Source organism: Tenacibaculum sp. HL-MS23 (genome assembly GCF_032463465.1).
GTDB lineage: Bacteria > Bacteroidota > Bacteroidia > Flavobacteriales > Flavobacteriaceae > Polaribacter > Polaribacter bernardetii.
In genome coordinates this window covers 687330-709259 of sequence record NZ_CP135989.1, presented here as the reverse complement: position 1 = coordinate 709259, position 21930 = coordinate 687330, and the positions used below count along the sequence as shown (strand labels likewise).

The following is a 21930-nucleotide window of genomic DNA, read 5'->3' as shown; positions in this document are numbered from 1 at the left end:
GATTTGAAAAATATTATCATTCTTATATTAATAGTATTGTTGTTTGTGCCACCGGTGCAAGCTCATGCTGATGCTGTGATTTTGGATGATAATAATGCAACAGAAGTTCATGTTGATATAATGGATGAAGCACATTTAAATAAGCATCATCAAAATGATACAGACGAAGAAAAAAATACAGAACACCACCATCACTGTGTTTCTTTAGTAATATCCAGTGCTATAATTAATTCGGAATTTAAAATTCGGTTTATTAAATATTTTCAAGTAAAAAAGAAAAATCACTTCCACAAAGTTCTAAATACATCTGGCTATTTAGATCAACTTTTTCAGCCTCCTAGAGTTTAATTAATTATATTTTTTTTCAATTTTATTGAAAAAAACACATCTTTTTACATAAAAAGATGTCTAACTACACACCTACAATTATAATTAATTAAATCATTTAAAAATGATAAAAAATATAGTTTTAACCATATCTCTATGGTTATTTGCGATAAATATAATCGCGCAGAATTCAATTACGATTAAAGTAACTTCAGATGAAAAAGATCCTTTGCCAGGAGCTTCAGTATTTATAAAAAACACAAAAATAGGTAGCGAAACTAATTTAGATGGATTAGCAACTATAAATAATATTCCCTCAGGTAAGCAAACATTTATAATATCTTTTATAAGTTTTACAACAGTAGAGAAGGTAATTCAATTCCCAACCTTAAACAAACAACTAACTATCCAACTTCATGAAGATGAAGAGTCTTTAGAGGAAGTTGTAATTCAGTCTACAAGGAGTAAACGAAGTATTGCTGAATTACCAACACGTATTGAAGTTATTTCATCAGAAGAACTAGGGGAAAAAGCAATTATGAACTCGGCAAATATAGCTATGGTTCTGCGTGAAAGTACAGGAATACAAATGCAACAAACTTCGGCCAACTCCGCAAACCAATCTATAAGAATACAAGGGCTGGATGGACGTTTTACGCAGTTGTTAAAAGATGGATTTCCGCTGTTTGGAGGTTTTTCAAGCGGATTGAGCATTATGCAAATTCCACCTTTAGATTTAAAACAAGTTGAAATAATAAAAGGAAGCTCATCTACATTATATGGTGGTGGAGCAATTGCAGGTTTGGTTAATTTAGTGTCAAAAAAACCAACGCTATTACCAGAAATTAGTTTAATGTTCGATCAAACTTCTCGCAACGGAAGTACTTTAAATGCTTTTTATAGTCAACGATTTGATAAATTTGGACTTTCATTATACGGCTCTGCTAATCATCAAAATGCTACGGATGTAAATAATGATCATTTTACTGATATACCCAAAGTAAGAAGTGTTAGCTTTAATCCTTCTTTTTTTATTATCCAAATGAAAAAGAACAATTACGGTTAAGTTTAAACGCATCAGTTGAAAAAAGAACCGGAGGAGATATTGACGCTATAGACAATAATACTTCACCTGAACATAACTTCTTTGAAGAAAATAAAACACAACGTTATGCATCTCAATTAACATATAGCAATGATATTTCTGAAGATAAAACACTAACATTTAAAAATAGTATAAGTTATTTTAAACGTGATTTAAGTTTACCTACATTTCAATTTGATGGAAGTCAAATAGCAACGTTTACAGAAGGAACGTACAATTTATATAAGGATAAATCTGATTGGGTTTTTGGAGGTAATATTATCACCGAAAATTTTAAAGAAGATAAACCTATAAATATAGATCGTACTTATAATCAATTTACCTTTGGTGGTTTTGCTCAAAATAATTGGAAGTTTACTGAGAACATGACTTTAGAAAGTGGTCTTAGAGCTGATTATAATAATAACTACGGAACTTTTGTATTACCTCGATTATCATTATTTATAAAATATAATGATGCTGTTTCAAGTAGAATAGGGGGAGGATTAGGTTATAAAATACCAACTATTTTTACCGAAGATGCTGAGTTGCGTTCATATCAAAATGTAATGCCAATAAACGTTATTGATTTTAAAGCAGAAACCTCTATAGGTTTTAATGCTGATGTGAATTATAAAACCAGAATATTTAATGATAATATTTCAATGTCATTTAATCAATTAGTTTTTTATACTCAGTTAAAAAACTCGCTTTTATTACAACAAACCGGAATTAATTATGAGTTTGTAAATGCTACAAGTACGTTAAATAGTTATGGAGCAGAAACTAATTTAAAGTTTAAATACAGAGATTTTATACTGTTTACAAATTACGCATATAATAATGTAGAATTGAATGATACACAAAAAGCATTAACACCCAAACATAGTATTGGTAGTGTTTTAATGTATGAAGTACACGATAAATGGCGAATTGGTTATGAAGCGTATTATAAAAGTTCACAGTTACGAAATGATTTAACTGCTACACCAAATTACTGGACAATGGGGTTTATGGTAATGCGTACTTTTGGGAAAGTTAGTTTATATACAAATTTTGAGAATTTTACAGATACCAAACAGCAAAATTATCAATCAATGGTAAAGCCTCCACATAACAATCCAACTTTTACTGATATTTGGGCACCTACAGATGGATTTGTTTTTAATACAGGGATTTTAATTAAATTATAAAAAATACGAATCACAATTACCAAAAACAGAGTTATCAGACTATATTAAGGTAATTGTGATTAATTCTGTACATTTGAACATAATAATTATAAATTTTAATCATAGAAATGAGTAACAATAGACAATTAGATTTACAATTACCAAAAGGCGGTATTCTTTTAGGTGTTTTAGCAGTAATCGTAATTATTGCTTTTACAAAAGCAACCGTAACTATTAAATCAGGTCAAGCAGGTGTTTTGTATAGAACTTTTGGAGGTGGAGTAGTAACAGACGAACCAGCAATGGGAGAGGGGTTTCAGTTTGTATCACCTTGGAACAAAGTTTTTATTTACGAAGTACGTCAGCAAGAAATTTTTGAAAAAATGCAAGTATTATCTTCAAACGGATTAGAAATTCAATTGGAAGCTTCTGCTTGGTTTCAACCTCAATCTGAGAAAATAGGTTCACTACATCAAGAAAAAGGGGAGAACTATATTTCTAGAGTTATACAACCAGCTATTCGTTCGGCAGCTCGTAGTGTTGTTGGTCGTTATACACCAGAACAATTATATTCTAGTAAAAGAGATGTAATTCAAACAGAAATTTTTGAAGAAACCAAAAAGATTTTAGACAAACAGTATATTCAATTAAACGAAGTTTTGGTAAGAGATGTAACATTACCTCCTACAATTAAAACAGCTATTGAGCGTAAGTTAAAGCAAGAACAAGAATCTTTAGAATATGAGTTTAGGTTAGTTACTGCACAAAAAGAAGCGGAAAAGCAAATTATTGAAGCAAAAGGTAAAGCTGATGCAAATAAGATTTTAAGTGCTTCTTTAACGGATAAAATCTTACAAGATAAAGGTATTGAAGCTACTTTAAAGCTATCTCAGTCAACAAACAGTAAAGTGGTATTGATTGGAGCAGGTAAAAGCGGAATGCCAATTATTTTAGGAAATCAATAAATTTCATTAAAACTTAAGTAAAAAAAAGCAACTCATTTATGAGTTGCTTTTTTAATATATAAGATTCTTTGCTTAGTCTCTTTTACGCTTTCTACCAAAACCAGCAGAAGCATTACCGTCACCACTGCTTCTTCTAGGAGAAGAACTACTATCGCTACTGCGTCTTCTAGAGTCGCTTCTGTTAGAAGATTCACCTCTACTAGAATCACTTCTTCTACCAGAACTTCTTGGCCCTCTATCATTTCCACCGCTTCTTCTTTTTCCGCTGAATCCACCACCGCCACCGCGAGGTTTTCTTCCGCCTCCACCGCCACCGCGATTAGATTTAGTAATTTCAATGTTTACAGTACGTCCGTTAAAGTCAGCGTCATTTGCTCCAAAAGCATCTAACGTTTCTTTTTCAAAGTTTTTATCAATTTCAAAGAAAGAAAAAGTATCTAAAATATCAATCGCTCCGATTTCAATTTTATCTGCAATTTTTTGATCGTTTATTAATCCGATTAATGCAGCAGGGTTTAATTTATCTTTTCTACCTAAGTTGATAAAGAAACGAGTCATGTTTTCATCATTAGATCTAGCTCTTGAACTATCTCTGTTTGATACATCGTTTAAATCGTCAGACTTGTTGTAGTAAGATAAAAATTTATTGAATTCTAATGAAACGAATTTCTGAACTAATTCTTCTCTAGATAAATCTTCTAATTTTTCATAGATACTAGGTAAGAATTCTTCAATTTGTTCCGTATTAACTTCAGTAGCTTTAACCTTTTCAATTAAGTGCATTAATTGATTTTGGCAAATTTCTTTACCTGTAGGTACTTTTTTAGATTCAAATTTCTTTTTGATGATACGCTCAATAGAACGTAATCTACCTTTCTCTTTGTTATTTACTAATACTACAGAAATACCTTTACTACCAGCTCTACCTGTTCTACCACTACGGTGATTGTAGTTTTCTATTTGGTCTGGTAATTTATGGTTAATAACGTGTGTTAAATCGTTAACATCAATTCCACGAGCAGCAACATCAGTTGCAACTAAAATTTGGATAGTTTTCTTACGGAATTTACCCATAACGCTATCTCTTTGTTGTTGAGATAAATCTCCATGTAAAGAATCTGCGCTATAACCATCTTTTATTAAGTTATTGGCTACTTCTTGTGTTTCTCTTCTTGTTCTACAGAAAATAATTGCGTAAATATCAGTATTTACATCTGCAATTCTTTTTAATGCTTGGTATCGAGTTCTTTCGTTTACTACATAGTATTCGTGAGTAACGTTATCTGAACCTTGATTTTTTTCTCCTGATGTAATTTCAACAGGATTATCCATATAATTTCTAGCAATAGCTTCTACTTCTCTAGGAAAAGTTGCTGAAAATAATAAAGTTTGTTTTGTTTCAGGAGTTGCGTCTAATACTTTATCAAGTTCGTCTTTGAACCCCATGTTAAGCATTTCATCAGCTTCATCTAAAACTAACCATTTTACGTTTCCTAATCTTAAAGCTCTACGATTTATTAAATCGACAGTCCTACCAGGCGTTCCCACAACTATTTGTGCACCTCTTTTTAAACCTCTAATTTGCTCTTCGATATTAGAACCACCATACACAGTAACCACTTTTAAATCTGGTATGTATTTAGCGAATTCTTTAATGTTGTTTCCTATCTGAACTGCAAGTTCACGAGTAGGAGATAAGATAATAGCTTGTGTGTTTTTATCTGAGTAGTCTATTTGCTCGATAATTGGTAAACTAAAAGCAGCTGTTTTTCCTGTACCTGTTTGGGCGAATGCTTTTAAATCTGCCGTAGATGAAATAATTTGTGGAATTGCTTTTTCTTGAATTACAGTAGGCTTTTCGTAACCTAAATCTGTTAATGCTTTGTTGATAGGCTCTTTTAAACCTAAATCTAAAAATGTTGACATATATACGTCTGTGTTCTTTTTAGATTCACAGACGCCAGTATCTGTAAACCTGATTCTTAATTTGGACAATAGATTATATGGCTAATAATCTGGTAGTTAATAATCTAAATTTCATTTTATTTCGAAAATAAAATCCCGCAAAGGTATGATAAATTAAATAGATTATAGAAGATTATTTGTTTTTTTGTAAATTACCGACTTCTACATTAATTCTTTTTGATGATAAACTAGTGTATCCGTTTGTTATAATACCTTTACTATCAATTAAAACAACACGCGGAAACTTGCTAGTAGAAAACTCACACAAGCTGCTTTTTTTGGGTAATGTGTATTGGTGTTTAATATCTATGTTTTTGGTATATCTTTTAGATGATGTACATAAATTAACTACAACAAAATTAACATCTGGGTTGTTTCTTATAAGGTAATTAGTACGAGAAGCAATCCATTCATCAGATGCATGTTTGTAGTCTTTAAATAAAATAACAGTATTCTTGTCACTTACTATTTTAGAAATATTCTTTTCTTCTCCTTTAGCGTTCACTAAACTAAAAGAAGGTAATTTATCACCTGTGTTTAATAATTTTAGATCGTTAATTAAGCGTTGTACATTTTTTTTCTGATCAATACTTGTATTTAATTTAAAGAAAGTAAAAAATGCTTGGTCGTTATTTTTTTGACTAGGCTCTTTAAAAAAGCGACGCATAACGGTGTTATATAGTAACTTGTTTTTTATTTCTTCTGAAGTAATATTTGCGTCTATGCTATAAAGTAAGTCAACAGTAAAGTTTTCTGATTTTTCTTTCTTAAGATATACATCATTGTATAACTTATCCATCATATATTTATAATATGGTTCGTAAAAAATTAAAGAGTCTTTCTTAGTGTTGATGTTATTGCGATAATCAAAATAAGAATCAATTAAAGGAATAGACTTTTTATTATTATAATTATAAATAGCATATTCTTCTAAATTGGTATAAATAGGATACAGCATCGTAATGTTTAGTATTTCTAAAAAATCACTAGAAACATCATCTGTATTGTTTTTGTATGTGTTAATAATATTCTCCTTAACTCTTTTTATAGAATCTGCTTTTTTTATAAAATTTTCTTGTGTAAGGTTCTGATGTTTAGAAAAATATTTATCATCTATTTCTGTTTGCAAAAACGATTCTATTAAGATGTTATTTCTTTCTGCGTTTTTACCGCTAAAAACAAGCGACTCATCAAAGCTCCAAGTATTTAACCTAAAAAGCAAACTGTCATTAGCCTCTAGATATACATATTGATGTTCTGGCCCGTGACCAAACATGTATAATCCATCTTTAAACTTTTTAAAAGTGCCTAAAAAGCTATTGTCTTTTTTCAAATAAATAGTGTCGTTAAAACCATAATTATCAGATAAAGTTACATAGCTAGATTTTGGGTTTATAATCTTCCCTCCAAAATAAGTGTTTTTTGGGGTTTCCGATTCATTACAACCAATGAATAAAATTAATATAAAAGGTATTAAATACTTAATCATATCTTGTTTTTCTCTTTATAAAGAAATAATGCTCAAAAATAAACATCTCTGTATAATCTAGTTGTTAATTAGCTGTTAAAAGAATTAAAAGCGCCAAAAGTATGATGTTAAATTTATCCTTGCAAATTCTTTTTAAGTCAGTATATTTTATACTTTTGCAGCCAATTTAAAAAGTCATAAATGTTATCAGTATCTAATTTATCAGTTCAGTTTGGTAAGCGTATTTTATTTGATGAAGTAAACACAAAGTTTACTCAAGGAAATTGCTACGGTGTTATCGGAGCAAACGGAGCAGGGAAATCTACTTTTTTAAAGATAATATCAGGAGTGCAAGAACCAACATCTGGTCAGGTTCATTTAGAATCAGGTAAAAGAATGTCGGTTTTAACTCAAGATCACTATGCTTTTGATGAGTATACTACTTTAGAAGCTGTTTTAATGGGGAATAAAGAGTTGCATAAAATTAAGACAGAAATAGATGCTTTATATGCAGATTATACTGATGAAAATGCAGAAAAAATAGGGGAGTTACAAGTTCGTTTTGAAGAAATGGATGGTTGGAATGCCGATGCTGCTGCTGCAACTTTATTATCGAATTTAGGTATTAAAGAAGAAGATCATTATACTTTATTGGCAGATTTAGAATCTAAAAAGAAAGTACGTATCTTATTAGCTCAAGCATTATTTGGGAATCCTGATGTGCTGATAATGGATGAACCTACCAACGATTTAGATTTTGAAACAATTGCTTGGTTAGAAAATTTTTTAGCTAATTTTGATAATACGGTAATCGTTGTATCGCATGACCGTCACTTTTTAGATGCTGTTTGTACACATATTTCTGATATTGATTTTGCAAAAATAAATCACTTTTCTGGTAACTATACTTTCTGGTATGAATCTAGTCAGTTAGCAGCGAAACAAAGAGCACAACAAAATAAAAAGGCAGAAGATAAGAAGAAGGAATTAGAAGAATTTATTCGTCGTTTTTCTGCAAACATGGCAAAATCTAAACAAGCTACTTCTCGTAAGAAGATGATAGATAAGTTAAATGTTGATGAAATTAAACCTTCTAGTCGTCGCTACCCAGCTATTATATTTGATAGAGATAGAGAGGCAGGAGATCAGATATTAAATATAGAAGGATTAACTAAAAACTTTGAAGGAAGTCCATTATTTGCCAATGTTGACATTAACTTAAACAAAGGAGATAAAGTTGCAATTATTTCAAAGAATTCTAAAGCAGTATCTACTTTTTATGAAATTATTTCAGGAAATGAAGAAGCAGACTCAGGAAAGTATAATTGGGGAGTAACAACGACACAATCTTATTTGCCAGCAGATAATTCATCATTTTTTCAAAACGGCGAATTAGATTTAGTAGATTGGTTACGTCAGTATGCACAGACAGAAGAGGAAAGAGAAGAAGTGTTTTTAAGAGGGTTTTTAGGTAAAATGATTTTTTCAGGAGAGGAAGCATTAAAGAAAAGTAATGTGCTTTCTGGAGGAGAAAAAGTTCGTTGTATGTTATCTCGTATGATGATGACAAGAGCTAATATTCTTTTATTAGATGAACCAACAAACCACTTAGATTTAGAATCTATTCAATCATTAAACAACTCTTTAATTAACTTTAAAGGAACCATATTGTTTTCTACTCATGATCACGAGTTTGCACAAACAGTAGCAAACCGAGTTATTGAAATAACACCAAAAGGAGTGATTGATAAATATGCAACTTTCGATGATTATTTATCTGATCCTAAGGTTAAGGAATTAAGAAAGAAAATGTATTCTTAATAGGTATATTATCACATAAAAAAGGAAGCTAATTAATTAGCTTCCTTTTTTTATGTTTACTCTTCTGTTTCTGTTTCAAAAAAACTAAAAACATTACCACCGTAACGTTTGTCGTAACTATGTTTTGGATGTTTTGTTAAATCGGTATGTTTAGAGTGTTCTATAATTAAAGTTCCTTCTTCACTTAAAAGTTGACGATCAAAAACAAGATCAGCAATTTTTAAAAACTGCTCTTCTTCAAAGTCATATGGAGGATCTGCAAAAATAACATCCGATTTTATAGTTGTTTTTTCTAAAAACTTATATACATCGCTTTTGTAGGTGCTTATATCAAAATCTAGCTCTTTAGCGGTTTCGTTAATGAATTTTATACAGCCAAAATGAGCATCAACAGCGTGTATTGTTAAGGTTCCGCGAGAAGCAAACTCATAACTGATATTACCAGTACCTGCAAAAAGATCTAATACAGCAATACTATCAAAATAATAATTGTTGTTTAAGATGTTAAATAACGATTCTTTAGCCATGTCGGTCGTAGGACGAACAGGTAATTTTTTCGGAGCAGAAAGTCGTCTGCTTTTATACTTTCCTGATATAATTCTCATTAGTGTACTAAGATGAAATTAGAATGATTAGAAAACTCTTCACTATCTGTAAAAAAGTTTAAGATAGGTTTTAAAAAATGAATATTACGTACGTAATTAAAGGTAATCGTATAAAGGTCAGACTGTTTTTCAATATTACCTAAGAAAGTTAATTGAAATTTATCAGGATCCATTTGTAATTGTTCTGCTACAAATAAAATGTAATATAAAAAATCTTCTTTTGTAGCGTAAGAAAATGAATTATGTAAAATTAAAATGCCTTGCTGGCAAACAACAATATCTAATTGATTAGGAGATACGTGTACGAAAAATTGTTTTTCAGAATCTTCTTTAGAGTAGTTTAATAACTTATCTATTAAAATAGTTGAGTGATGTTTGTATTCGAATTCTCCGAAATTTTGAAACAGATAATTATTGATGTTTACATAAGGAATGTATACCGTATTGGCTTCCATCATATCTAAAGCATCATATGTAATAAAATCTGTTGTTAAGGTTTTAACGGTGTATTTTAAATAAGATTCTAAACAGCTTCTATCAAAATATTCGTTGGGTACAAGTGTTGCTAAGTTATTTTGATGAATAGCAAATACACTTTTAAAGTCTTGCTGTAAATCTTTATCAGTAGCAAAAATACTAATAACTTTATCTAATAAATATTCAGGAGAAGTCAATGAAGCCTCAAATATATATTCGGTAAATAAAATTGTTTCTCTTGTATCTGAATTAGAGATACAAAAAGAAAATCCATCCAAACTAAATTGGATGGATAGATTTTTATTTTGCGTTATTACGCTAGTTTTTTTAGTCTTCTTTAACAACGGCTTCACCTTTATCGTAAGAAGGAGGCCAGTTACCACCAGTAGTTACTTCGTCTAAAGAACCAACAGAAACATAAGCTCCTTTAATTTGATCCGTTTCTAAAGCTTCTAATTCTTGTTTCACTAAAGAAGTACTCATACCTTTTAAGATAGCTGTTTTATCTGCTTTAACTTCAAAAACAGGAACTAATAATCCGGCAACTTTTTCAACTTCACCAGTAGCTATTTCAAACTGCTTGTCTGTTCCAGGAACATTAAACATACCTTTATAGTCTTCACCTTCAAAATATTTTGCTACAGGTTCGTACCCTATAGTATCAACTTGTTTTTTAGAAACAGTAATAAAAATACCACCACCTCTATCAACTTTCTCTTCGATGTTTTTAGTTTCAATTAAAGCTAATTGACCGTTTTCAATAAAGTTAATTAAAGAATCTTTACTGTTAGTATAAGTTCTATAAACCTCTTTATATTTAACTTCAGCATCACGAATTAATTTTAAATTCTTAATAACCTTAGCAAAACGTACTTCTTTTTCTTTAGCAAAATGAATAGGTTCCATGATACCTCCATAAATTTTAACCACTAAGAGAACAGTAGCTGCTAATAATAAAATAGAGACTAACCATCTCATTTTCAATGGCACAAACTTAACTATAATTACAGCTAAAAGAATTGCAACTACAACAGCTGCTAAAATCATTAATAATAAATTCATTTTTTTTGTTTTAATATATGATATACGCAAATCTACAATTTTTTTTCAATCATGAAAATTTTTATCTATAAATACATTTATCTTTGGCTATTATTTAAAATATGATAGAATCAGCACCTAAGTTTTATAAAGAAATTCTCGAGAAATTTCCGTACCAACCTACTCAGAAGCAAAATGAGTTATTAGATAAGTTAACAGACTTTTTGTTTGACACTAATAGCAACGCCTTGTTTTTATTAAAAGGATATGCCGGTACGGGTAAAACAACGATAATTAGTACCGTAGTTAATAATTTATGGAAAGCCGGTAAAAAGGCTGTTCTTTTAGCACCTACAGGTAGGGCAGCAAAAGTAATTTCTGGTTACTCTAAAAAGCAAGCCTTTACAATACACAAAAAAATTTACTTTCCTAAAAAAGAAGGTAATGGCGGTGTTAGCTTTGTGATGCAACCTAATAAGCATATTAACACGGTTTTTATAGTTGATGAAGCTTCAATGATATCAGATGCTCGTCAAAACTCTAAACTGTTTGAAAACGGCTCTTTATTAGATGATTTAATATCTTTTGTGTACTCAGGTAAAAACTGTAAAATTGTTTTTATAGGAGATACAGCACAGTTGCCACCGGTTAAATTAACAATGAGTCCTGCTTTAGAGGCAGATAAACTTTCTTTTGATTTTAATAAAGATGTTACCGAAATTGAGTTAGATGAAGTAGTGCGTCAGCAACAAAATTCAGGAATATTAGCTAATGCAACTGATTTACGTTTATTAATACAAAATAATGTTACCGACTTTAAGTTTGATATAAATTATCTAGATATCATCAGGCTAGAAGACAGTTACGACATACAGGATGCTATTACACAGGCCTACGATGGTGATATTGGGGTAGAAGATACCGCTTTTATTGTGCGCTCAAATAAAAGAGCTAATCAATACAACGATCAAATTAGAACTAAAATCCGTGGTCAAGAAAATGAGATTTCTACAGGAGATTATGTAATGATTGTTAAGAACAATTACTTTTGGTTAAAAGACTCTTCTTCCGCAGGTTTTATAGCAAATGGTGATATCTGTGAAGTGATGCGAATTACTGATATAAAAGAATTATACGGATTTAAATTTGCTGAAGTAGAGGTTCGTATGATTGATTATCCTGATATGAGTCCTTTTGAAACAGTATTGCTTTTAGATACGCTTTCTAGTGAAAGTCCTTCTTTAAGCTATGATGAATCAAATAAGTTATATCAAGCTGTAAAAGAAGATTTTGCTGATGAAAAATCGAAATATAAGCAGTTTATGGGCGTAAAAAATAATAAATACTTTAATGCACTTCAGGTAAAGTTTTCTTACGCGATGACTTGTCATAAATCACAAGGTGGACAATGGAATACCGTTTTTATTGAGCAGCCTTATTTGCCTGACGGACCAAGTGTTGAGTATTTACGTTGGTTATATACTGCAGTTACCAGAGCGCAAGATAAATTATATTTAATAGGCTTTAAAGACGATTGCTTTTTAGAGTAAATAATTGTTTTTTAATAAAATACGCTTTAAATCATTAAAAAAGGTTTTCATCTATACATATAGGGTCGTTTATCGAAAAACAAACTGAAGATGCTTATGTTATTGATACATTTATAATATATGAATGTAAATTTTTTAGCATGAAAAATATAACATTAGCATTATTAGTCTTTTTTACTCAAGTAGTTATCGCTCAGTAAGTTTGTGAAGACAAAGTTGAGTCGAACTACGTAGATTTAAATAGTATATCTGTAAAAAAATGTGAAAACAAATCATCTAGAGCTGTTATTCAAAACTCAGAAACAACATCAAAAACATTTAGCAAAAGATATTTAAAGAAAAGAAGATCTAGTAATAGGGTAAAAAATCCATTAAATAAAACAATACTTAAGGTAGCTAAAAGTGAAATAGAAAATCTTGCAATGCTAATTAATGAGCCTAAAGTTATTTCTAATAAAGAAAAGTTAATTAGAAACAGTGTGAAAAGTATAGCTTTAGTTGCGAATAAAGTTAATAACGAGTTAATTCAATCAGAATTGAAAGTTAAAGAAGATATTAACTTAACTAATTTTAAAAGAACAGTTTCTTTTGCGGAAGTATCAAATGTACCTTCATTTCCAATGCCAAATAATAATATTTCTTTTAATCAAAGAATGGCTGAACATATTAAAGTTCAATTAAAATACCCAGAACAAGCATTAGTAAATAATATTGAAGGCTCTGTTCTAGTTAATTTTGTAATTAATACTAGCGGAGAAGTAATAAACATTAAAGCTTCAAGTAATGAAATAAGTAATAATATTTTAGAAAAAGAAGCTATCAGGATCATAAAAACACTTCCAAAGTTTATACCAGGAAAACATAATGGTAAAAAAGTGAATGTTTCTTATGGATTTTCTATACTTTTTTCAATGGACTATTAAATTATAATTTTTGCATACAATTAACATATTATAAATTTTTTTAGTACTAAAAAAAGTACATTTGTTGTTCAATTAAATCTTTATAATGTTTAAAAGAGCACTTTCTATTATTGGTATTTTTTGTATTTCAACGACAATAAATGCTCAAAAACCTCAAAAATTAAATTCTAATCAGATTTTTGAGAAAATTCAAAAATTAAACTTTTTAGGTTCTGCATTATATATTGCAGCGCATCCAGATGATGAAAATACCCGTTTAATCGCTTATTTATCAAACCATGAAAAAGCAAGAACAGGTTATTTATCATTAACTCGTGGTGATGGAGGTCAGAATTTAATTGGCTCAGAAATGAGAGAATTATTAGGCGTAATTCGTACGCAAGAGTTATTAGCAGCCAGAAGAGTCGACGGAGGAGAACAGCGTTTTACTAGAGCTAACGATTTTGGGTATTCTAAACATCCAGATGAAACTTTAAAAATCTGGAACAAAGATAAAGTGTTGTCAGATGTAGTTTGGGCTATCCGTAAATTTAAACCCGATGTAATTATCAACCGCTTTAATCATAGAACACCAGGTACCACACATGGTCATCATACTTCATCGGCAATGTTAAGTATGGAAGCTTTTGATTTAGCAAATGATAAAACAAAATATGCTAGTCAGCTTAAAAATACCAGTATTTGGCAACCACAACGCTTATTTTTTAACACTTCTTGGTGGTTTTATGGTAGTCAAGAAAAGTTCGATAAAGCAGATAAAAGCAAGATGCTAAGTTTTGATATTGGTGCTTATTATCCTTTAAAAGGCTTATCAAACAACGAACTAGCATCTATGGCTAGTAGCCAACACTTATGTCAAGGTTTTGGTCGTTTAACAACTCGTGGAAGTCAAACCGAATATGTTGAATTTCTAAAAGGTGATTTTCCGAAGGATAAAAAAGATATTTTTTCTGGTATAAATACTACGTGGAACAGAGTAGAAGGCGGAGGCGAAATTGGTGATATTTTATATGAAATTGAAAAGAATTTCGATTTTGTAAATCCTTCAAAGCATTTACCTGAATTAATGAAAGCTTATAAGTTGGTTCAGAACTTAAAAGATGCACATTGGAAAAACATAAAAACAACAGAATTACAAGAGGTAATTAAAGCTAGTGCAGGTTTGTATTTAGAAGCTTCTGCAAACAAATCTAGCACCACATCAAATAGTAATTTTGAAGTTAATTTTGAAGCGTTAAATAGAAGTGTTAATTCAATAGAATTGGTATCTATTAAAACATTACCTAACGAAAATATAATTGCTAAAAATTTAGCATTAGCACCCAATGTAAAGCAAAATTTTAAAGAAAATATTGCGATTAAAAACATTGGTTATTCATCTCCTTATTGGTTAACAAAACCATGGGATTTAGGAATGTATACTGTTGATGACAAAAAACTAATAGGAAATCCGGAAAGCGAAAGACCTATTAACATCGTTTATAATTTGATTATTGAAAATGAACCGATATCATTTAAAATTCCGGTTGTTTACAGGTATTCTAAAAGCGATAAAGGCGAAATTTATGAACCTTTTGAGGTGTTGCCTAAAGTAACGACTAAATTAAAAAGTAAGGTTATTATTTTTTCTGATGATGTTTCTCAAAAAGTGTCTTTAGAGGTTCGTTCTGGAGATAAAAATGTAATAGGAAGTGTTTCTTTACAGGTTCCTAATGGGTGGCAGGTTTCTCCTAAAATGGCTAATTTTAATATCGAACAAAAAGGAGATAAACAAATAGTAGATTTTAAAGTTACGCCACCAAAAAATCAATCAGAAGGAGTTTTAAAGGCAATAGCAACAATTGGTAACGAAACATATAGTAAAGAGTTAACCGAAATTAATTACGATCACATTCCTAAACAATCTATTTTATTACCATCACAAGCAAAGCTTGTTCGTTTAAACATTAAAAAAAGAGGAGATAAAATAGGCTATATTCAAGGCTCAGGAGATGCAATTCCAGAGAGTTTACGTCAAATAGGGTATGAGGTAACAGAAATAAATCCTAAAGATATAAATGATAAAAATTTACAAGATTTTGATGCTATTGTTGTAGGAATTCGTGCATATAATACCTTGCCAGAATTACAGTTTAAGCAAAAATATTTGCTAGAATTTGTAAAGAACGGAGGAAATATGATTGTACAGTATAACACGAATAGAAGGGTAGATGTAAAGGCACCTTTTGAGTTGAAATTATCGAGAGATAGGGTAACAGATGAAAATGCAGCAGTTACTCTGTTATCTAAAGATCACTCGATTTTAAACTATCCGAATAAAGTTACTGAAGCTGATTTTAAAGGTTGGGTTCAAGAACGTGGATTGTATTTTCCGAATCAATGGAGTAAAGAGTACACTCCGATATTATCAATGAATGATAAAGGAGAAACAGCTAAAGAAGGTAGTTTATTAATTGCTAAATACGGAAAAGGAAATTATATATACACCGGCTTAAGTTTCTTTAGAGAATTACCTGTAGGAGTTTCAGGAGCGTATAAATTATTTGCAAATATGTTATCTGTAGGTAAAGGAAATGAAGTTAAACAAAAAGAAATGAAGCTGTAAAATAGTATAGTTATACAACTATAAAAAACCTCGAAAACATATTGTTTTCGAGGTTTTTTTTGATATAAAGATGTCATTCCGATGAAGTATGAAGAAGGAGTCTCTTTTTTGAAGTAGAGATTGCTTCGCTACGTTCGCAATAAAACTTATAGCTTATTTAAAATATGAAAAATCTTCTCCGTCTTCAATTTTTAATAAACTTTCGTAAATCATTTTAATTACATTTTCAACATCATCTCTATGAACCATTTCAACCGTTGTATGCATATAACGTAATGGTAAAGAAATTAACGCAGAAGCGACACCACCGTTACTGTATGCAAAAGCATCGGTATCTGTGCCGGTAGCTCTTGATAATGCAGAACGTTGAAAAGGAATATTGTTAGCCTCAGCAGCATCAATAATCAAATCACGTAACTTTTGTTGCACAGCAGGAGCATAAGCAATTACCGGTCCTTTTCCTATTTCTAAAAGTCCCGCTTTCTTTTCCTCGATCATAGGTGTAGTCGTATCGTGGGTAACATCAGTAACGATTGCTACATTTGGCTTGATTGTTTGAGCAATCATTTCAGCACCACGTAAACCTATTTCTTCTTGTACAGAGTTTGTAATGTATAATCCGAAAGGTAATTCCTTTTTGTTTTCTTTTAATAAACGAGCAACTTCAGCAATCATGAATCCACCCATTCTGTTATCTAAAGCACGACACACAAATTTGTCTCCATTTAAAATATGAAATTCATCTGGATATGTAATTACACAACCAACATGCACTCCTAATTTTTCAACTTCTTTTTTAGTAGCACAACCTGTATCTATAAAAATATTGTCAGGCTTTGGAGCTTCTTCATTTGCTTTATTACGAGTATGAATTGCTGGCCATCCAAAAACACCTTTTACAATGCCGTTTTTAGTATGAATATTAACAATTTTACTTGGTGCTATTTGATGATCTGAACCACCGTTACGAATCACGTAAATTAATCCGTCATCAGAAATATAGTTTACATACCATGAGATTTCATCAGCATGTCCTTCAATAACTACTTTGTATTTAGCATCTGGATTAATTACTCCAACAGCCGACCCGTAAGTATCTGTAATAAATTCATCAACATAAGGCTTAAGGTAATTCATCCAAATTTTCTGTCCTTCCCATTCATATCCAGTTGGAGCAGCGTTATTTAAATATTTTGCTAAGAAATCGATTGACTTCTCATTTAAGATTGATTTATTTTTAGTCATAAATTGTAATGTTATAATTATTCCTCTTCTTCTTTGTAAGAGTCAGCTCCCCAAAAACGTCGTTTTTCACGGTATTCTTGCTCTTGTTTAATTTGTTCTGGAGTTAGTACTTTTAAAAATGATGGATGCTGTTCTATAGCATATTCTATTTTTTCAACAATACTAGCTACATCTTCAGTTTCATGATCAAACTTTAAAGGCTCTTTTATAACCATTGATTGTAAAACATTTCGTTTTTTAATTAACAATCCTTTTTTATCAAAAGAACGTCTAAAACCATCTATTACAATAGGAACAACAATTGGGTTGTACGTTTTTATAATATGAGCTGTACCGCGTCTAATAGGTTTAAAAGGCGTTGTTGTTCCTTGCGGAAAAGTAATAACCCAACCATCGTCTAAGGCTTTACCTATGTTTGAAATATCAGACATTTTTACCTGTCTCTTAACATCTTTTCCTTCACTTCTCCAGGTTCTTTCTACAGAAACTGAACCTACATATGCAAATATTTTAGGAAGTATACCAGATCTCATAGTTTCACCTGCAGCAACATAATATAAGTTTAATTTAGGGTTCCATAAATAACCTACGTTTCTAATATTATCATCACGCCCTTTTAAAGCAGCATTAAATACATGAAACATAGAAGCTACATCCGCAAAGTAAGTTTGATGGTTAGAAATGAATAATACATTCTTGTCAGGAAGATTCCGAAGAATATCCATTCCTTCAATTTGTAAATTATTAAATTTACGATAACGACCATGAGAAATAACGCCTAAAACTTGTATTAGAAAGCGTTTTATGAATAAAATATGTCCGAATGGATTCCTTTTAAATAAAGGCATTTGTGATTATTTTTTTAGTGTAAGAGCTAAATTACAAAAGAAATAGAAAACATTACTGTTTAAATAAATCTTTAATTTCTGAAAGCATCATTGCTGTAGCTCCCCAAACGATATAATCATTTAATTTAAAGCACGGTACGTCTATGTTTTTCATATATGAAGTTTCCATTTCAATAGAGCTTAAATTATTTTCATCTAATAAATCGCTCATTAAAACTTCAATAATACCTTCAACCTCGTAGTTAGGTGTAAAAAGTGGTTGTTTTTTGGTTATGCCAATAAACGGAGCAACTAGAAAATTACTAGGAGGTATATAAGAATCAGAAAGTTGCTTTACAATTTTTATATCATCAGAAATAACACCTACTTCTTCGAATGTTTCCCTTAAAGCAGTTGCTTTAAAGTTGATGTCATCTTTATCTGTTTTACCCCCCGGAAAACTTATTTGAGCCGAATGTTTTCCTTTATATTTTGCTCTTTGTGTTAATAAAAACCGTGTTTCATTATTTTTATCAGGATAAAACAATGCCAAAACAGCAGCTCTTTTTGGCTTTTTACTGTCTATTAATTCTTGAGGAAATTGTGTTCTTAACTCTGGAGCAAGTTTAAGTTGAGAAGCCAAGCCTCCTAAAGGTTTGTTCTTAAATTCTTCTAATTGACTTATGAAATCAGAGAAAATCATTCGTTTTTAGTATTTTAGAGCAAACATATTAATTTACAGAGTTAAAAATCAAAAATTTTGGCTTGAATTTTGATTTGTTACAAAAAGAATTAATTTTTAATAAATGGATAAAAAAAATAAATATAAAAACTTAGGGCTAAGTTTATTGTTTGATGCAATAGGACTTGTATCATATATAATACCTGGTGTAGGTGAATTACTAGATGTGGTATGGGCGCCGATTGCTGCGTATTTAATGACTAAAATGTATAAAGGAGGTAAAGGTAAAATTGCAGCAGGTGTTACTCTGGTAGAAGAAGCAATGCCTGGTTTAGATGTGATACCAACTTTTACACTTATGTGGTTGTTTACATATGTATTTGCTTCTGATAAATCTAAAAGTACAATCGATATTTAGAACCTGTATTTTTTAAGCATAAAAAAGGGAAGCATTTAGCTTCCCTTTTTCTTATAATTTGATATCGTTATTTTTTAATAAACTTTTTAGTAAAAGCTCTTTGTCCGTCATTAATTTCAAGAATATACATTCCGTTTTCTAAATTAGAAACATTAATAGTTGAATGATTTACTTTTCCGTTTAAAACTTTTTGACCAATAACATTAACAATTGTATAATTAGCATCTCTATTATCTGCCATTCCAATTTTTAAATAATTAGTAGTTGGGTTTGGAGAAAGAATAGCATTAAAAACAGCAGTTTCATTACCTAATTTTGCTTCAGCAATTACATTCGTATTGTATCCACCTTTTGCACTTACTCCAATATTTACAGAGTAGTCTTCAACTTCTCCATAACCAAAAGTTTCACAAGCAGTAGGAGTAGCATCCCATTTCATGGCAACACGCATTCTTGTTTTTCCTGTTAAAGCTGAAGTAGGTACTGTAAAACTTGCAGATAAATTAGCTGAGCTAGAAGATGATCCACTAACTACCTCTTCATTGCTTTCAAATATACCGTTTTTGTTAAAATCAATCCATACTTTCCAAAACTCAGTATAAGAAGAGCCTGAAAAACCTGCACTAATAATTATAGTATTGTTTCCGTAAGGTAAATTACCTGTTTGAGATGTAAAATCACCATAACCATTATTAGAAGAAGAAGCGTTTGAAATTCCGCCTATAGCAACATTATCAATATATTCATAGCTTGAATTATTACCTTTAGAAGCGCAGTAATTAACCACAACACTTTTAGTGGTTACACCAATAGTATTACTTGATGTAGAAATATTACCAGCAGCATCTTTAGCTTTTACATAAAAAGTGTAATTCGTAGCAGCTGTTAAACCACTAACTGAATAATTTGTAGTTGTTACTGTAGCTATTTTAGCTGAGCCTTTATAAACATCATAACCTGTCACAGCAGTATTGTCTGTAGCAGCATTCCAATTTAAGTTTACAAAGGTTTCTGTTATGTTACTAGCCGTTAAGTTACTTGGAGTAGAAGGAGCAGCAGTGTCAACAGGTGGAGTTCCTCCATCAATTGTATGATTTCCTAAACCATTAAAAGTATCTTTCGAAAGGATATTCCACTCAGATGTAGTATAGCTTGCATTAGGAGAAGAAATTGTTGATTTTCTCTGTAATGTTTTGTCTTGTGCAAATGTTGATGAGCTATTAGGGTTTCCTATTAAATCGATAAGTGAGCTTCCTTTAAATAAACCAATAGCATCGTTTCCGTTAAAAGAACTAACACTAGTTTCTGTTAATTGTGCTTTGTTTTTAATAGTTGTAGAAGCATTGTTGTTTGCAACTACATATACATTTCCGTTTTCTAATTGTCCGCTTAAGGTTACAGTGTTTGTCCATCCGCCACCGTTAGAAGCTTTCTTTAGAGAATAGCCAGCTAAATTAATAGTTGTACCGGTGAAATTCGCAATTTCTAAGGCTTTGTTGTTAGAAGAACCTTCAACGTATTCAGAAATTAATAAATCAGAAGCAGAGCCTCCAGAAGTGTTCCCTGCACTTGTAGTAATATTTACAGTAGAACTAGATGCTGAAACATTACTAGCTGCATCTCTTGCTTTTACAGAAAAACTATAGTTAGTAGTAGCATTTAAACCTGTTACATTGTACGAATTAGCAGTGCTTGTAGCTATTTTAGTAGTTCCTTTATAAATGTCATAACCAGTAACAGCAACATTGTCGGTAGCAATAGACCAAGATAAATCTGTTGATGTTTCCGTAATATTTGAAGCAGTTAAGTTAGTAGGAGTTGTTGGTGCTTGTGTGTCAGAAGAACCGCCACCGTTACCAAATTTATCTTCTGCTTGTGGACCTCCCCAAATTTGAGTTGCAAAAGCAGGATTATCGATAAACGGATTTCTATTTCCTTGTATTCCTTGTAATATAGGGTTTCTTTGTGTTTCAAAACTAGATACAGGGTCTTCAGCATTCCATTGTAATAATAATTGAATCATATTATTGTCAGAAGAACTTGCAGAACCAATAGCAACGTTACTAGGTAAACATTGGTTTCCGTAACGTACGTACATATACAACATCATACGAGCAACATCTCCTTTCCACTCATCACCAGGATACCAACCACCGTTAGAATCACCTGCATTACCAGATCCTGCTGCAAATTTTTTACTACTTCTTTGTGAGTTAAAAGAAATATCCGCAGGTCTTAAATGGTGTACATCTGCTCCAGCCCCTGAAGTTCCTAAATTAGGATTCCCTAATGATTTCGGATATACGTGCTCTCTGTTCCATTGCGTTCCAGCAGAACCACCGTTAGCATCTTTGCTACGAGTTCTGTCTGTGACATAGTTTCCGTCAGAGTCATTATAACCATAAATTAAAACAACATTACTGTTGTTTGCAGCGTCTAAATCAGATTGTTTTAGAGCGTCCCAAACACCTGGTGAATAGGATAAATTAACAGCATGTGTGCTAATAATTTTTGTAGCTAAAGCATCTTTTAAAGCTGTGCTACTTTGGTTCAAGTTAACATCGTTATAATAACTAGGTACTTGAGAAAATACTGAAAGAGATGCAATCAGTAAAAAGAAGGGTAGTAATTTTTTCATGTAAATTGAGTTGTGTTAAGTTATGGGGGAGTGCAAAAAAACAATTATTCTGAGAAATAAATGTTATCAAATAGTTAACAATCAGCGGTGTAAATAGTGTTAAGAAGGACTGTTATT

18 protein-coding genes are annotated in these 21930 nt (G+C 31.0%); 9 read left to right on the top strand and 9 right to left on the bottom strand.

Translation table 11 applies throughout. The features are described from left to right. The first annotated feature begins 3 nt into the window (after positions 1 to 3). The 4 genes from RRF68_RS03240 (at position 4) to RRF68_RS03225 (ending at position 3548) form a co-directional block, all read left to right on the top strand. Positions 4 to 348, top strand: a complete 345-nt coding sequence (locus RRF68_RS03240) for a hypothetical protein (RefSeq protein WP_315944988.1) — start codon at positions 4 to 6, stop codon at positions 346 to 348. A gap of 103 nt (positions 349 to 451) precedes the next feature. Then, positions 452 to 1393: a TonB-dependent receptor gene (locus RRF68_RS03235; protein ID WP_315944987.1), complete on the top strand. Its 942-nt coding sequence runs from the start codon at positions 452 to 454 to the stop codon at positions 1391 to 1393. A 38-nt stretch (positions 1394 to 1431) separates the two neighbouring features. Continuing rightward, a complete protein-coding gene (locus RRF68_RS03230; protein ID WP_315945353.1) occupies positions 1432 to 2604 on the top strand; it encodes a TonB-dependent receptor plug domain-containing protein in 1173 nt (390 codons plus the stop codon). 107 nt (positions 2605 to 2711) lie between these two features. After that, positions 2712 to 3548: a prohibitin family protein gene (locus RRF68_RS03225; RefSeq protein ID WP_275315651.1), complete on the top strand. Its 837-nt coding sequence runs from the start codon at positions 2712 to 2714 to the stop codon at positions 3546 to 3548. A gap of 72 nt (positions 3549 to 3620) precedes the next feature. Here RRF68_RS03225 and RRF68_RS03220 read toward each other — a convergent pair whose 3' ends face one another. Then, a complete protein-coding gene (locus RRF68_RS03220; RefSeq protein ID WP_315944986.1) occupies positions 3621 to 5474 on the bottom strand; it encodes a DEAD/DEAH box helicase in 1854 nt (617 codons plus the stop codon). Between the two features lie 172 nt (positions 5475 to 5646). Beyond that, complete coding sequence (locus RRF68_RS03215; RefSeq protein ID WP_315944985.1) at positions 5647 to 7002, bottom strand: hypothetical protein; 1356 nt, start codon at positions 7000 to 7002, stop codon at positions 5647 to 5649. A gap of 180 nt (positions 7003 to 7182) precedes the next feature. Between RRF68_RS03215 and RRF68_RS03210 the strand changes: the two genes are divergently transcribed. After that, on the top strand, positions 7183 to 8802 hold the full coding sequence (locus tag RRF68_RS03210) for an ABC-F family ATP-binding cassette domain-containing protein (RefSeq protein ID WP_218772454.1): 1620 nt from the start codon (positions 7183 to 7185) through the stop codon (positions 8800 to 8802). 56 nt (positions 8803 to 8858) lie between these two features. Here the strand turns inward: RRF68_RS03210 and RRF68_RS03205 are convergent, their stop codons facing one another. The 3 genes from RRF68_RS03205 to RRF68_RS03195 are packed head-to-tail and all read right to left on the bottom strand — an operon-like array spanning position 8859 to position 10946. Next, positions 8859 to 9407 carry an RsmD family RNA methyltransferase gene (locus tag RRF68_RS03205; protein WP_218772455.1) on the bottom strand — a complete coding sequence of 183 codons (549 nt, stop codon included), beginning with the start codon at positions 9405 to 9407 and terminating at the stop codon, positions 8859 to 8861. Further along, entirely contained in the window at positions 9407 to 10237 is an 831-nt protein-coding gene (locus RRF68_RS03200) for a DUF3822 family protein (protein ID WP_275315646.1), read from the bottom strand. The genes RRF68_RS03205 and RRF68_RS03200 overlap by 1 nt, the downstream gene beginning before the upstream one ends. Beyond that, the gene (locus tag RRF68_RS03195) at positions 10212 to 10946 is read right to left on the bottom strand and encodes a hypothetical protein (protein WP_218772457.1); all 735 of its coding nucleotides are present in this window, start codon (positions 10944 to 10946) and stop codon (positions 10212 to 10214) included. Before RRF68_RS03195 ends, RRF68_RS03200 begins: the two co-directional genes overlap by 26 nt. Before the next feature lie 101 nt (positions 10947 to 11047). Between RRF68_RS03195 and RRF68_RS03190 the strand changes: the two genes are divergently transcribed. The 3 genes from RRF68_RS03190 (at position 11048) to RRF68_RS03180 (ending at position 16003) form a co-directional block, all read left to right on the top strand. Beyond that, positions 11048 to 12475, top strand: coding sequence for an ATP-dependent RecD-like DNA helicase (locus RRF68_RS03190; protein WP_315944984.1), 1428 nt, complete (start codon positions 11048 to 11050; stop codon positions 12473 to 12475). A 422-nt stretch (positions 12476 to 12897) separates the two neighbouring features. Further along, positions 12898 to 13398: an energy transducer TonB gene (locus RRF68_RS03185; RefSeq protein ID WP_315944983.1), complete on the top strand. Its 501-nt coding sequence runs from the start codon at positions 12898 to 12900 to the stop codon at positions 13396 to 13398. A gap of 85 nt (positions 13399 to 13483) precedes the next feature. Further along, positions 13484 to 16003, top strand: coding sequence for a PIG-L family deacetylase (locus RRF68_RS03180; protein WP_315944982.1), 2520 nt, complete (start codon positions 13484 to 13486; stop codon positions 16001 to 16003). A gap of 153 nt (positions 16004 to 16156) precedes the next feature. On the opposite strand, the gene RRF68_RS03175 is transcribed toward RRF68_RS03180, so the two are convergent. From RRF68_RS03175 to RRF68_RS03165, 3 genes are read right to left on the bottom strand one after another with little or no spacing between them, the layout of a single operon-like run. Continuing rightward, positions 16157 to 17248 (bottom strand): M42 family metallopeptidase, encoded by a 1092-nt coding sequence (locus RRF68_RS03175; RefSeq protein WP_315944981.1) that lies wholly within the window; start codon positions 17246 to 17248, stop codon positions 16157 to 16159. Between the two features lie 17 nt (positions 17249 to 17265). Further along, entirely contained in the window at positions 17266 to 18096 is an 831-nt protein-coding gene (locus RRF68_RS03170) for a lysophospholipid acyltransferase family protein (RefSeq protein ID WP_218772462.1), read from the bottom strand. A gap of 52 nt (positions 18097 to 18148) precedes the next feature. After that, a complete protein-coding gene (locus RRF68_RS03165; RefSeq protein WP_315944980.1) occupies positions 18149 to 18778 on the bottom strand; it encodes a CoA pyrophosphatase in 630 nt (209 codons plus the stop codon). A gap of 103 nt (positions 18779 to 18881) precedes the next feature. Here RRF68_RS03165 and RRF68_RS03160 point away from each other — a divergent pair, with 103 nt between their 5' ends. Then, entirely contained in the window at positions 18882 to 19175 is a 294-nt protein-coding gene (locus RRF68_RS03160) for a hypothetical protein (RefSeq protein ID WP_218772464.1), read from the top strand. Positions 19176 to 19242: 67 nt separating this feature from the next. On the opposite strand, the gene RRF68_RS03155 is transcribed toward RRF68_RS03160, so the two are convergent. Next, the gene (locus tag RRF68_RS03155) at positions 19243 to 21813 is read right to left on the bottom strand and encodes an endonuclease (protein WP_315944979.1); all 2571 of its coding nucleotides are present in this window, start codon (positions 21811 to 21813) and stop codon (positions 19243 to 19245) included. Between the last annotated feature and the right edge of the window lie 117 nt (positions 21814 to 21930).